Origin of the sequence: Mesorhizobium sp. M7A.F.Ca.CA.001.10.2.1 (assembly GCF_003998575.1) — a bacterium.
Taxonomy (GTDB): Bacteria; Pseudomonadota; Alphaproteobacteria; order Rhizobiales; family Rhizobiaceae; genus Mesorhizobium.
Genome location: NZ_RZQY01000101.1, coordinates 1 through 13,200, shown reverse-complemented (window position 1 = coordinate 13,200; position 13,200 = coordinate 1). Strand labels below are relative to the sequence as shown.

General features: G+C 58.9%; 11 protein-coding genes and 1 pseudogene. 10 read left to right on the top strand and 2 right to left on the bottom strand.

Going from position 1 to position 13,200, the window contains the following annotated elements; genetic code table 11:
- From EN964_RS09565 to EN964_RS09555, 3 genes and pseudogenes are all read left to right on the top strand, one after another.
- Positions 1–1,058 (top strand): annotated as a pseudogene (locus tag EN964_RS09565) (exopolysaccharide biosynthesis protein); the annotation flags it as partial.
- Between the two features lie 183 nt (positions 1,059–1,241).
- A complete protein-coding gene (locus EN964_RS09560; RefSeq protein ID WP_127267493.1) occupies positions 1,242–2,609 on the top strand; it encodes a lipopolysaccharide biosynthesis protein in 1,368 nt (455 codons plus the stop codon).
- The gene (locus EN964_RS09555; protein ID WP_127267494.1) at positions 2,606–3,646 is read left to right on the top strand and encodes a glycosyltransferase family 2 protein; all 1,041 of its coding nucleotides are present in this window, start codon (positions 2,606–2,608) and stop codon (positions 3,644–3,646) included. The genes EN964_RS09560 and EN964_RS09555 overlap by 4 nt, the downstream gene beginning before the upstream one ends.
- Before the next feature lie 82 nt (positions 3,647–3,728).
- Here the strand turns inward: EN964_RS09555 and EN964_RS09550 are convergent, their stop codons facing one another.
- Positions 3,729–4,436: a helix-turn-helix transcriptional regulator gene (locus tag EN964_RS09550; protein ID WP_127267495.1), complete on the bottom strand. Its 708-nt coding sequence runs from the start codon at positions 4,434–4,436 to the stop codon at positions 3,729–3,731.
- A gap of 213 nt (positions 4,437–4,649) precedes the next feature.
- Here EN964_RS09550 and EN964_RS09545 point away from each other — a divergent pair, with 213 nt between their 5' ends.
- Entirely contained in the window at positions 4,650–6,392 is a 1,743-nt protein-coding gene (locus EN964_RS09545) for a PAS domain-containing protein (RefSeq protein ID WP_127267496.1), read from the top strand.
- Here EN964_RS09545 and EN964_RS09540 read toward each other — a convergent pair.
- The gene (locus EN964_RS09540) at positions 6,385–7,059 is read right to left on the bottom strand and encodes a response regulator transcription factor (RefSeq protein ID WP_127267497.1); all 675 of its coding nucleotides are present in this window, start codon (positions 7,057–7,059) and stop codon (positions 6,385–6,387) included. The genes EN964_RS09545 and EN964_RS09540 overlap by 8 nt on opposite strands.
- A 511-nt stretch (positions 7,060–7,570) precedes the next feature.
- Here EN964_RS09540 and EN964_RS09535 point away from each other — a divergent pair.
- From EN964_RS09535 to EN964_RS09510, 6 genes are all read left to right on the top strand, one after another.
- Positions 7,571–8,293, top strand: a complete 723-nt coding sequence (locus EN964_RS09535) for a sugar phosphate nucleotidyltransferase (protein WP_127267498.1) — start codon at positions 7,571–7,573, stop codon at positions 8,291–8,293.
- Positions 8,294–8,332: 39 nt separating this feature from the next.
- On the top strand, positions 8,333–9,469 hold the full coding sequence (locus EN964_RS09530) for a DegT/DnrJ/EryC1/StrS aminotransferase family protein (RefSeq protein WP_127267499.1): 1,137 nt from the start codon (positions 8,333–8,335) through the stop codon (positions 9,467–9,469).
- Positions 9,466–10,140: a sugar transferase gene (locus tag EN964_RS09525; protein WP_127267500.1), complete on the top strand. Its 675-nt coding sequence runs from the start codon at positions 9,466–9,468 to the stop codon at positions 10,138–10,140. Before EN964_RS09530 ends, EN964_RS09525 begins: the two co-directional genes overlap by 4 nt.
- Before the next feature lie 85 nt (positions 10,141–10,225).
- Positions 10,226–11,230 carry an SDR family NAD(P)-dependent oxidoreductase gene (locus tag EN964_RS09520; protein ID WP_127267501.1) on the top strand — a complete coding sequence of 335 codons (1,005 nt, stop codon included), beginning with the start codon at positions 10,226–10,228 and terminating at the stop codon, positions 11,228–11,230.
- Entirely contained in the window at positions 11,227–12,486 is a 1,260-nt protein-coding gene (locus EN964_RS09515) for a hypothetical protein (RefSeq protein WP_127269814.1), read from the top strand. Before EN964_RS09520 ends, EN964_RS09515 begins: the two co-directional genes overlap by 4 nt.
- Positions 12,473–13,200, top strand: a 728-nt coding sequence (locus EN964_RS09510; protein ID WP_164775767.1) for a polysaccharide biosynthesis/export family protein, incomplete at its 3' end; no start/stop codon positions are given. The genes EN964_RS09515 and EN964_RS09510, both read left to right, overlap by 14 nt.

Here is a 13,200-nt window from a genome sequence, read left to right as displayed (position 1 = left end):
GCCATGACCGCATCCAGGATGTTCTTTCGGCTTTCGAGCCGCAGGTCAGCCTGCTGACCCAGCGATATAACGAACTCCTTGGTCGACAACAGGATTTGACGCGGCGTATCGGAGTTCCCTCGGCTGGAATTTCGATCCTGTCTGCGGCTTGGCCGCCGACTATCCCGCAGACATTGCCAGCCATCTTCCTGGTTCCCCCCGGGATGATCCTATTCGCTATCCTTGGGGCGATGTACGTCACGATGCGCAATCATTTTGACCGGACTTTCCGTGGCGAGGCCGAAGCGGAAGCGGTGCTCAAGGTTCCATGTATGGGGCAGATCCCCGAAGCATGCGGAATGCATGCCAAACAACTGCGAAACCTCGTGCTGGGGGAGCGCAGGTCCGCATATAGCCGCGCCGTGACGTCGTTGCTGATCGCGGCGGCACCAAATGCGCTAAGGGCTCGTTCGTCGTACACGGCGCTTGTCACCTCCAGTATGCCGCAGGATGGCGGGACCGAGCTCGCGTGGAGCCTGGCGCTCGCCGGCACGCGACTGGGCGGTCGAGTCCTGTTGGTCGATCTTGAACGCAAGGGCGTTCAGCTCACGCTCGAGTTCCTGCACCAGTTCAGCGAGCGCAAGAACCGCCATTCCTTCGCTGACTATGTTTGCAATCGCTGCGACCTGGAAGGTGCCGTTGCCAGGCTGCATGAAATCGGGATCGACGTAATGACCGCCGCTCCGTCGGACGACCTGCTGGCGCTGCTATCGTGCGAGGATGGAGGCAAAGTGATGGCGGATCTGCACGCGACCTATCGCATCGTGATCATAAACCTGCCGTCGGCGCTGGGGCGGCCGGAAGCCAAATTTCTGCCCGGATGGGCGGACGTGGTTCTTTTCGCCATCCGGTGGAGGAAAACGCCACGCACCCTCGCTCGCGGGGTGCTGGAACTCCTTCAGGGCAACGGTTCTCTTGCGATACCTGTCGGCAGTGTCCTCACGCGCGTGAATCTGAAGAAACATGCCGGATATCGGCTCGAGGACAGCGCTGACCTCTTGCGCGAGCAAATAGCATGACGGCCACAGGCTCGTCCTTGGGCTACGAACGATCCGGGGGTGGTTCATCCAGGGAGCGGCCAGGACGATTCACGGTGCAGCCTGTCAGCAGAGCGCGTCATTCAGGTGAATGATGGCAAGGTCCGGTGTGCATCGTAGGCTCCGGCAATCCCCGATATTTGCCTCCCTCGGAAGCGCGAACCGATGGCACCAAGCGACCTTCTGAGACCCAAGACGGTTCCTGCGGCCGGCACAGCCATCATCGTTGTTCGGCCGAGCCCGATCGGCTCGATCATTCGTGCGGCAAGCGGAGTGTCGGCAATGGCGATTGTCGGCCAGCTCACCCTTCTTGCTGCAATCCCGGTTTTGGCGCGGCTCTATTCGCCGGCCGATTTCGGCGTCTTTACGATTTACCTGTCGATCGTGAATATACTCGCCGGGGTCGCGGCATTGCGCTTCGAGGCTTCGCTCTATGGGGTCAAGGGGAGCGCGCAGGCCTATGTGACGGTCAAGCTTATTCTCTTGGCTGTGTTCGTGACGACCGTCCTGGCCTTTTCGGCCGGACAGATGCTGTCGAACCTTGCTCCCGATCGCCTCGGCTCGCTCGCCTGGCTCATTCCGATTGGAATGGGAGGCGCAGGTCTGGTCGAAGCCATGAACTGCTGGAGTCTGCGTGCCGGGCTTTTGCGCGATTTTGCTCTCGGGCGCCTGATCCTGCCGGCGAGCATGGCTGCACTGCAATTGGCTTTCGGCATCGCCAACCTCGGCGGCGAAGCCATGATCCATGCGCATATTCTGAGCCAGTTCGTCTTCATCGGGCTGATCGGCTGTCGGGTGATGAGTTGGGAGGATTTGCGTGGCATCGCCTGGGCACCCTGGCGTGCGGTATTGGAAAAGGCTCGGCGGGAATACAAATTTCCTCTGTTCGATATTCCCGCAACGCTCGCGAGCATAGCAATCAACAATCTTCCAGCAGTGCTTGTCGGCGGGCTGTTCGGCACCGCATTTGCCGGATATTTGGGCGTGGCCGCGCGGCTGGTCACCGGTCCGGTGACGCTGATCGCCACACCGCTCAGCAATGTTTTTGTCGCCGAAGCAAACCGGAACAGCAATCGTGGACACCTGCTTGGTGTGGCGCGCGGGCTTCTCCTGCTGGCCGCCGCCTTTACCGCGGTGCCGATCTTGCTGCTCGGCCTCGCCGCGCCTTATGTGGTCGTTCCGCTTCTGGGCGAGCCTTGGATGCCCACTGCGGAAATCATGACCGCACTGGCGCTGATGGGCGCGGCACAGGCGTTGTCGACTCCGCTCAGCGACGTTCCCGCTCTGTTACGGCGGCAAGGAACAAGACTGGTCATCGACCTCGCACGGGCGGTTCTCGTGTTTGGCCCACTGCTCGCCGGCGCCCAGGCGGGCTGGCAGCCAGTCACCGTCATCTATTTCATGGCCGCCGGCGGCGCGTCGGGTTTCGCTCTGAAAATGGCAGCATCACTGTACCTGTTGACCCACGACCCTCAACCAGCAGGCGCTGCAACGTGCGTCCAACATGAATGTCTCGAGGAAAAAACACCATGAATTCGTCGTCGATTGACAACCTTCAAGCGGCAGTTGCGGTCACCCAGCATGACCGGGCCGATGTCTCATGGTCACGCCCTTTTATCTCGGTCGGGATACCAACCTTTCGTCGACCGGATACGATCCGCAGGGCGATCGACAGCGTCTTGGGCCAGGATTACTCCGATTGGGAGTTGGTCGTGAGCGACGACGAGGGACCGGAGGGCGAGACCTGGGCTATCGTGACCGACTACGCACGGAGCGAACCTCGCATCCGCATTATCGAAAACAGTCGAGGTCGCGGTCAGGTGGAGAACACCAACAACGCTATGCTGGCTTGCTCCGGACGATGGATCAAGTTGCTTCATGACGATGACTGGCTTGCGCCAGGTGCACTCAGGACATTCGCCGAAGTTGCCAAACAGTATCCCTCAGTCGCCTTCATGACGTCAGCCGCAAACATAATCGAGGACAAGCGAGTGCGATTTCGCCAAGTCCCCAAGGAGCAGGAACCGATCTCGCTTTATTCCAGCCAGCAGTGCCTGATGGACCTCTATCTGGTGCGTGCGACACGCTGCCTGGGGATTATTCCATCCACATTGTTGATCAACAGCGACGTCATTCGTGCCGGCTGCTTGATGCGCACGCACAAAGAGATTCCGGCCGGAGTGGATCAACTGTTCTTCGTCGATCTAGCCAGCCATGGGGACATGGTGGCGATAAGCGATCCGCTTACCTTTTACGATGCGACGAACCATCCAAGCATTACAACGTCAAAGAGTTTCCGCGAGGTCGACGAAGTGACCCTCGCCGTCAAACAGCTTAACTGGAATCTCATCAAGGACCGCAACCATCTCCCGCCTCCCGAGACATTGCTGCGGGCATTGCGGGTTGCTCGTATTCCCATGAGGTTCCACCAGCAGTCCTGGTTGACCACGTTCCTGGACGGGATTCAGATCTTCCGGCCTTCCGTCATGAAGGTGGCGGGCTGGCACGTGCTTAACCACGTGTTTGCAATCCGCCCAAGATTGGGCCGGGTGCGCACACGACGGCGGTAGGGTGAGTCTGGCGGACAAGCACGCCGGCAACAGATTGCGCGCGCACAAGCCTGTTGCGCGCGCGCATGGTACGGCCGTTACCTCACGGCAGGACGCATATGCGCCCAAGAAGAGCTACCAGTTCCGCCTGGCGCCGAGTTTCGGTCTTGGCGAACAGCGACGCCAGTTGTGACCTTATCGTGGTCCGGCTCAAGCGCCGCTTGCGGGCTATCTCCAAAGGGGCATCGCCCTGCGCCAAGCGCAGCGCGAGTTGCGTTTCGGCACTCGTCAGACCAAACATTCTTTGCAGCGTCTGGGGATTTGGCCCGGACCTGTTTTCACGATCCAGCAGCGCCACGATACTCGTCGCGTCAGGCGTTGCTATGCCCTTCTCGTTCAAAACCAAGGGCCTGTCGCCCATGCCGCGGATCACCACCCATGAAAGCGTGCCGGGAAGAAAATTCCCCGGCACGTTTGCGATCAGCCGCCTCAGAGCAACCGACACCTTGCCGGCCGTATCAGCTGCCTCGCCCTCGCGCTCCAAGGTGTTTTGAGCGGCTGAATTCCACTCCATGACCTTCCTGTCGCTGTTCAGGATCAGATAGCCACACCCGATGCGATCAAGCATTCCCACAACAGATGCAAGGCTGCTCTGCTTTGGCTCGACGGCCACGCCGTCGAACCTTTGTGGTGCTTGGTGCCAGGCGGAACCATGGCCACCCTGCGTTCTCAAGGCCGAGACGGGCTTTCCCCCGAAACCTCCATATTGGCGACCAAGAACTCCATCATCTTGCCTACCAACCAGTGCCATTTTCTTACCTCCCGCAAAACGGCAACGCCTCCCTGTCAAAAGGAGGTGCCTTCAACATGTCAGTCAGGTCGCTTGGAGAATTGCGGTCCGATCCGCCCCCGACATCGGACAAAATGCGCGCTACAATCCCAGGGAACAATCCTGCGGTCGGACTAGTCTGTACGCTTTTCGGTCTAATCTCGACGGACTAGTCAGAAGGTTATAGTTTGGCACATGCGTTTGCTTTCGCTCAATTTGCATCCGAACAGCTCAAGCAAGTTGCTGACCCACCTTGCCTCGATGTCGCTCCTGATCGCGACACTTGCGGTCGAGACGGCGCTGCCCGCCTCCATGGCATACGACATCGGCTTTTTTGAATTTGTTCCCACCATTATTGCCATCTCATATCTCGAAGATCGCCTGATTGCCCTTGCGGCAACGTTTGTGATGGTGGCCGTCGGCTTGTTGGCGCGGGATATCCTGAGCAACCCAATTAACGTCGAGGTTTGGATTAGGGCCATTCTGCTGCTGGTTGCAGGGGCGATGATCGCCCTGACTTTCCACCGGCAGAGGCAGGACTACCGCACCCTTTTGCAGGTTGCAGAGGCTAGACTCGTGGCCTTGGAGGCAACCGAAAACAGTTATCGCTGGGCATTCGAACGTGCCGCTATCGGCTTTGCCAACATGAGCGAGAACGGAGAGTTGCAACGGTCCAACAAACGTCTCTGTGAGATGACAGGGTATGTCGAGGAAGAGCTTTCGAGTCTACCGCTCAGGGCACTCGTCCACCCTGACGACAACCACACTTTGGCGGAAGCGTTGACTCGCCTCAAGGACACGACTTCTTTCGGCTCGGAGATCCGTCTCCTGAAAAAGGACGGCACGGTTTTGTGGACAAGATTGGCGCTGTCTTTGGCCGTGCCAGCCGATGCTCTCCCTCAAAGCATCTTTGTAATGATGGACGATATATCCGGAGAGCGAACCGCCCGCGAGGCACTCCGGGCTCAGAAGGAATGGTTGGACTTGGCGCTGTCGTCCAGCCGGTTGGGAACGTGGCGTATAGATTTCGAGAGCGGATCCGTGAATGGCTCAGCCGCGTTCTGGGAAATGATGGGACTGGCACCCGCGCCGAGTCGTCCATTGCAGGAATTGACCGCTGTCGTTCACCCGGCCGACTTGCCTAATCTGACGGCCCCGGGAGAGCTTGCATCAGGCGCCGACTATGATGCGGAGATCCGCATCAGGCGAGCTGGCGGGCATATCCGCTGGATCGCTCTTCGGGGCCGGGACGAATTGCGCGACGGTCGTGCACAGCGAATAGGAGTCGCCGCGGATCTCACCGATCGACGCATAACCATTCTGCTGCGGGCTGCGGCGAAGAAGCGAGAGCGGGCCATGCTTGAACAGCGCCATAGGCTCAACAATCTGTTTCCGGTGATCACGGCGCTTGTGAATATGGTCGGTGCCCCCGACAACGATATCGCCCGTTACAAGCAGATACTGATCGAAAAAATCGGCGCACTCCAGGCGACGCATCTGCTTCTTTCACGCGATGGCAGCCTGTCGGCTTCCCTCCGTGACCTCATTGCTCAGGAATTGCAGCCCTATATGGGGACGCACAACATTTCGATCAGTGGACCCGAAGTAAAAATGGCAGAGGGTTCGGCTGAGAGCTTCGCAATGATCGTTCACGAACTTACGACCAATTCCGTGAAGCATGGGGCTCTCGGCACTCCGGCAGGCCGGATCGAGGTCGCGTGGCAATTCGCAGCCCAGGAGCCCGGCGCCGACATCGTGTTTGAATGGTCGGAATCGGGAGAGCGCCGGGTCTCCACCTCGGCTCGGCGTGGTTTTGGGTCGTTGATTATTGGAGCCGACGGTGAGCCTATCGTGGGCCACTCTTCCAAGCTCGAGATGCTGGATCACGGACTAAAATATTCGGTCCGGCTGCCGCCAAAAGCAATCGGCGCTAGTTGATGTCTCTGGCGGCCCATGTCTTCAGCAAGACCGCGGCTTCCGTCCGATTTCGTGCTCCAAGCTCGCGCAGGACGGCGGCAGCATGAATCTTCGTCGTCGCTTCCGCAATTTCAAGAGAGCGGGCAATCTCTTTGTTCGAGTAACCTTCGGCCATCAACCTGAGGACTTCCTTCTGTCTGGACGTAAGCCTCCCCAGATTGTTGACGCTGATGGTCCTGTGGGGCATTTGCATGGGAGCCTCGGACGGAAGGCGTACCGACTCCTTGGACCTTTGTGAAAGAAGTGCCGGAACGTAAATGCGGCCGGCCAGGATTTCGTTCACCGCCAGGACCACCTCCTCGTCCGTTTGGGATTTTACGATATAGCCATGAAGCCCAATCGAAAGGGCAGTCAGAATCTCGGCGCGTGAATCCGTCCCTGAGACAATAGCAAACCGTGTGTCGGGATGAGCCGGTAAGACGTCGCGAAGATCATCCTGACCCGACAGTCCCGGCATGTGCAGGTCGATGATGGCGAGATCAACGGGCGCCTGATCTTCAAGCAGGCTTATGACGGTATCAAAACATGCCGCTTCGAATATTTCCAAGTCCGGAATGCCGGCCATCAATGCCAGTCGCAGCCCACGACGATACAAGCCGTGATCGTCGGCGATGATAATACGATACATGAACCACCCACCTTTTGGCAGCCCCGCATGTGTCCCTAGCTGCCGAAACCTCCCTTTGGATGGACTGCACGGTGACCCAACACAGATCAGCCGCCCGCTGATCCCCCGTATGTCGACGCTCGCCGTCGCCCATCCGCACATTTCAACCTTCTAATATAGCTTACAATCGCACACATTTCAGGGCCAGATAGTTAAGTGTTTTTTTCGTACGAACGGTGGCGATGCCTCTGCGGGAAGGTCGTTACCGACGCCGAAAATCTGCACAGGTAATTGCCATTCAAACGGCTACAGCTCCCAGCCCTGATTGATCACCCTGCCGCGCCCATGCCCTACCGGCTGGAATATTGAAATCAAAACGCCGGGAACGTGCCATTCAAATGCACGACGACGCCTTCTCGGGCGCCACTTACCATCGCTGCACTCCGGAGAGGTGAAACCAACACTGGCGTACCTTCCGGCCGGGTGGGCTGGACCCATCACACCGCGACAGTCGTATCAATAGGAGGACGAGATGAAAGCGGTCATTCAGTGCGGTGGAATGGGAACACGCCTTCGGCCTTTCACATCCATCTTGCCCAAGCCTCTCATGCCGATCGGTGCTCGGCCGGTTCTTGAATTGCTTTTGAAGTGGCTGCGACGGAACGGCATCCAGGAGGTCTACGTAACGACCGGCTATCTGGGGCACTTGATCCGCACCGTATGCGGAGACGGATCACAGTGGAATCTTAGGATACGCTACACCCAGGAGTTGGAACCTCTGGGCACTATTGGCCCGCTCTCCCTGATCAGGGAGGAACTGGACGAGCCGTTCATTGTTCTCAATGGGGACGTACTTACCGATCTCAGTCTCAGCCGGTTTGTGGCATCACACCGGACTCACACTGATCCAGTCACCATAGCCACAGCTTCCCGCATCATCAAGATGGACTTCGGCGTCATCGACGAGGTCGGCAATACTGTCCAGGTATTTCGCGAAAAACCGACGCTGTCTCATCTGGTAAGTATGGGTATATATTGCATGAATCCAGATGTTTTCCGTTTTATACCTGACGGCATCGCCTTCGGATTCGACGACCTCATGCTGCAGATGATGCAAAACGGCACGAATGTGCACGTCTACAAACATGACGGGCTTTGGCTGGATATCGGACGCGTAGAAGATTTTCAAAACGCACAAACCATCGCCTGGGAAGAGCAGTCCGCATCGATCGAGGTCTCGGCAGCGGCCGCTTGAGGGCTGAACGCCCTGCCGCGCCAATATGAGGAGGTCGTAATGCTCTTGGTCAGCGCTCCTATTCTTGGCTTTCCGGAAAAGGCAGCCCTGGCCAAAGTTGTCGACAGTGGGTGGCTGACGATGGGGGACCAGGTGCGAGCCTTTGAAGAGGCCTTCGCAGCCGTGCATGATGCGGTCGATTGCGTCGCCGTCAGCTCTTGCACCGCCGCCCTGCATCTCATTCTCCATGGACTTGGGATCGGCCCCGGAGACGAAGTGCTGGTTCCCTCGCTGACCTTCGTGGCGACCGCCAATGCAGTGCTCTACGTAGGAGCAACACCGGTATTCGTCGACATAGAGTCGGCCGAAGTGCCACTGATGTCCCTAAGTGACGCGGAGGCCAAATGCACCGGACGTACCAAGGCTGTCATTCTCGTCCACTTTGCCGGCTATCTTGCCGACCGGGAAGAATGGCAGAGATTTGCCCGTGTGCGAGGACTGCATATCGTCGAGGATGCCGCGCATGCTCCCGGCCTTAAGGAGGTGGGGACTTACGGTGCGGCCGCGGCCTTCAGCTTCTACGGCAACAAGAACATGACCACCGCGGAAGGTGGGGCCGTTATTGCCCGGGATGGACAGCTCCGTGAAACGATCCGCCAGGCTCGCGGACATGGAATGACCAGTGGCACACATCAGCGGTTGAACAGCCGCACGCCGCAATACGACGTGACGATGCTCGGTTTCAATTATCGCATGGACGAGTTGCGCGCCGCTATTGGCTTGGTCCAACTTCAGAATCTGCAGGAATGGAATGAAATCCGGCGCATATTGGTCGTCCTCTATCGGCGTCTGATCGCAGATTACTGCTCGGCTGTGACAGTCCCGTTCGGCAAACCGCGGACCTCGGCCTACCACATCATGCCTGTCCTCCTGCCACATGACGTCGACCGGCAAGCGGTGATCGACCATCTGCGAACGAAGGGAATACAGACCACAATCCACTATACGCCCGTGCACCAGATGACGCTTTATCGCCAAATGTTCACTGAAATCCATCTGCCGAAGACCGAGGACTTCGCGCAGCGGGAGCTGACGATTCCACTACACCCGCAAATTACGGCAAGTGCGATCGAGTCGGTGGTTGTCGCATTAGCCACGGCGATTGAAAGCAGCGGGCGTGCGGGAGCTGCGGCATGAACGCACTCGACGTGACCATGCATCGGCCCGCTGTAGCTGGCACCAGCCACGGAATTGCCAGACGCGCGATGGACATCATCCTCGCTGCAGCAGCGGGAATGGTACTCGCTCCACTGATGCTCCTGATTGCCGTTGCACTTTTTGTCGAAGGTGGTTGGCCGGTGTTTTTCGTACAGACGCGCCTGGGTGCCGGCGCAAAACCGTTTCGCATGTACAAGTTCCGCAAATTCAAGACGACAGCCGATCCTTTCGGCCTTGCGCTGACCATGAACGATGACAGCCGCATGACGCGGGTAGGCCGCTTTCTCGCGGCAACGAAACTTGATGAGCTGCCCCAACTGTGGAACGTTTTCACGGGGGACATGGCAATTGTCGGGCCGCGGCCGGAAAGCCTTGCCTTCGCCGATTGTTTCCGCGGCGGCAATGAAGCTGTCCTACAGTGGAAGCCTGGCCTGCTCGGCCCGACCCAGGTTCTCTTCCGTCACGAAGCCTGTTTTTACCCGCCCTCCCTTGATCCGCTCCTGTTTTATCGAGAGGTCCTGTTCCCGGCCAAGGCAACGATCGACCTCGCCTACTATCCGCGGCGCACGATTGCATCGGACCTCGTCTGGATAATGCGGGGCTTCAGGGCGGTTTTCGGTGTGTCCCTGCCTCCCGCGGCAAGTGGGTAGAGTTGGCAAGCGAGGAGTTTGGCATGAATGGATTGTTGTTCGTTCGCCAGTTTGACGGCTCACACGATCGAAGGAGTGCACGGTCGTGAGCTATCGCGGCAGGAAGGTCCTGGTCACCGGTGCGGATGGATTTATCGGATCCCACCTCACGGAAGCGCTGGTGCACGAAGGTGCCGATGTCACGGCACTGGCCCTCTACAACTCGTTCGACAGCCATGGCTGGCTGGATGATTTGCCCGACCACGTTCGAAGCCAGTTGCAATGCATTCGTGGCGACGTTCGTGACAGCGCGTTCATCAACCGGATCGTGCGCGGCCAGGCGGTGGTGTTTCATCTGGCTGCGCTGATTGCGATTCCCTATTCCTACGCTGCTGCCCAATCCTATGTGGAGACCAATGTGCTGGGCACCGTGAATGTCCTCGAAGCGGCACGCCACTGGGAAACCGAGCGCATTGTGCATACGTCCACGAGCGAGGTTTATGGCACCGCTCTGACCATGCCGATTCACGAATCCCACCCGTTGCAGGGACAGTCCCCCTACTCCGCATCCAAGATTGGCGCGGACATGATGGCGGCGTCTTATGCCAGGTCCTTCGATGTGCCGGTGGTCATCCTGCGACCGTTCAATACATACGGGCCGCGCCAGAGCGAGCGGGCCATCGTGCCGACCATCATAAGGCAGGCTCTGGACGAGAACTGTCCGGCGATCATGGTCGGCGACACCAGCCCTATCCGCGACCTTACCTTTGTGGAAGACACTGCGGCGGCATTTGTGGCGGCAGGGGCGGCCGAGCTTGAATTTGGCCATGCCTACAATGCCGGCAGCCAGCGCGCCGTCAGTGTCTCGGACGTTTTGGAGTTGGTGCTCGAGTTGAGTGGCACCAGGAAACCGGTACGTCGCGACGAAAGCCGGATGCGGCCGCAGAACTCCGAGGTTCGCGCGTTGCTCGCCGATTCCTCGAACCTTGAAAGTAAAGTCGGATGGCGGGCGCATACAAGCCTGCGTGACGGTCTGGAAAGAACCATCGAGTGGTGGCGTTCGCGCCTCAGCGACGGCCGCGTCCGTCGCGAAATGAGCTATATGACATGACCTTTCCGCGGCTCATACCGGCTGTGCTGCTGATGGCCGCTCTGCTGGCGCTACACACAGCCGGAAACCGGCCGAGCGGTGCGGCAGGCACGGAGCCGGCAATGGATCTGCCCGCTTACCTGAAACCTGCAACCGATCCGGCGACAGGGATCAGCTTCACTCGGATCACCCAGCCCGGAGCTCTTGGCGGCGGAATTGTCTGCGGCAAAATATATTGCAGTCATCGGTACTCGAGCGCGCAAGCGTGGAATGCCGATCAGAGCCTCCTCGTCCTCATGAACGGCTGCAACGGCATGTGCTTCCTCGACGGGAAAAACTACGTTCCTTTGTTCCATCGCAACAAGCCGGGTGAGTGCGAATGGCACCCTCGAAACGCGGACCTGATGATTTGTGTCGATGATCAGAATATCTCGACCTGGGCACCCCGCAGCAATCGTGAGGACATAGTTTTTGCCGCTGCGAAATATCGGGATCTCAAATTCGGCCCGTCCAAGGGAAATCCAAGTCGTGACGGCAGCCGCATTGCCGTACGCGCGACCCGCGATGATGGTGCTGCCGTCGCCTTCGCATATGATCTCGACCGGCGTCTGAAATACCCGGACATCAATCTCGCCCAGGTTGCCGGAACGACCAGTTCCTGCACCATTTCTCCGCTTGGAGAAAACATCCTGTGTTTCCAAAACCTGGCCGACGGCACCGAGCAGCGAGCCATTTTCGCAATCGACGGCACCTTGCGCCAGACGTGGAAGGACCATCATCGGCCCGGCCATGGCGATATGACTCTCGACGCGGACGGCAGCGAAATTTACGTCGGAATCAGCAAATCCAGCCCGGACAAATATCAGGTGATCAAACGTCGGCTGTCCGATGGAAAGGTCACGTCGCTCATGAAGTTCGGCGAGGCCGAGCATGCATCGCTGCGCGCTTTGGACCGGCCCGAATGGGCATTCATGAGTTACGGGGGCAATCCCGAGGAGGTTCGAAGCCAGCCGGACTGGGCTCCATACTCGCGCGAGGTGATCGCGCTGCGTGTCGACGGCAGTCGAGAGGTCCGACGGATCGTGCAGACGCGGAACGCTCCGTTCGATTATTGGAGCGAGACACACGCCTCCCCGTCCCCTGATGGGTCGCAAGTGATCTGGTCTAGCAATTGGGGGGTACCGGGCGGACCGGTCTACGAATTCGTCGCCCATCTCGATTGGCCGCCGCAGCCGGATCTGAATCAAAAGGAGATTGCCACCAATGGCCTTCGTTAGCCGAATTTCCTTTGCAGCACTTGTCGGATGCCTGGCCTTGAGCAGCGCAACCGCGGCCGAAGCGCCGGCCGCCTACAAGCTCTCCCCCGGCGACACGGTGGAGATAGGAATTGCCTCAATAGCGGAACGAACGCAACGCGCGGTTGTCCAGATGGATGGCTCGATCGCGCTGCCCGAGTTCGGGATGATCCCGGTTGGCGGGTTGACGCCGGCCGAATTGCAGACGCGCATGGAAGCGGTGCTGCCAACCAAGATCGTCCACCAGCGTCTGCCTGATGGACGGGAGCAAATGATCGTCATCAAGCCGAGCGACGTCACGGCCGTGATCGCGGAGTACCGGCCGATCTACGTGACTGGCGATGTGCTGACGCCAGGGCAGCAGGCTTACCGGCCACTCATGACAGTCCGGCAGGCGATTGCGGTCGCCGGCGGTTTCAGCCTTCTGCGGTCGCGGGCAAGCCAAAGCGGACCTGATCCCGTTGATCTGCGACGCGACTACGAGTCGATCTGGGGGGATTACATCAGGGACTACTTTCATGGCGCCCGCATCCGCGCCGAACTTCAGAACCAGGCAGAATTTGACATGCAGCCGCCGCAGGGCTCGCCCCTGTCGAATGTATTGATATCGGCGGTCGCGCAGGCGGAAGCGGAGGGTCTCAGAATTTCGCTGAACAATTTTCAACAGGGGAAAAACTATCTCGACAAGACCGCCAA

Bases quoted from the DNA above. Each gene is read 5' to 3' on its own strand.
- EN964_RS09560 (WP_127267493.1), top strand. From the start codon at position 1,242: ATGGCACCAAGCGACCTTCTGAGACCCAAGACGGTTCCTGCGGCCGGC.
- EN964_RS09555 (WP_127267494.1), top strand. From the start codon at position 2,606: ATGAATTCGTCGTCGATTGACAACCTTCAAGCGGCAGTTGCGGTCACC.
- EN964_RS09550 (WP_127267495.1), bottom strand. From the start codon at position 4,436: ATGGCACTGGTTGGTAGGCAAGATGATGGAGTTCTTGGTCGCCAATAT.
- EN964_RS09545 (WP_127267496.1), top strand. From the start codon at position 4,650: ATGCGTTTGCTTTCGCTCAATTTGCATCCGAACAGCTCAAGCAAGTTG.
- EN964_RS09540 (WP_127267497.1), bottom strand. From the start codon at position 7,059: ATGTATCGTATTATCATCGCCGACGATCACGGCTTGTATCGTCGTGGG.
- EN964_RS09535 (WP_127267498.1), top strand. From the start codon at position 7,571: ATGAAAGCGGTCATTCAGTGCGGTGGAATGGGAACACGCCTTCGGCCT.
- EN964_RS09530 (WP_127267499.1), top strand. From the start codon at position 8,333: ATGCTCTTGGTCAGCGCTCCTATTCTTGGCTTTCCGGAAAAGGCAGCC.
- EN964_RS09525 (WP_127267500.1), top strand. From the start codon at position 9,466: ATGAACGCACTCGACGTGACCATGCATCGGCCCGCTGTAGCTGGCACC.
- EN964_RS09515 (WP_127269814.1), top strand. From the start codon at position 11,227: ATGACCTTTCCGCGGCTCATACCGGCTGTGCTGCTGATGGCCGCTCTG.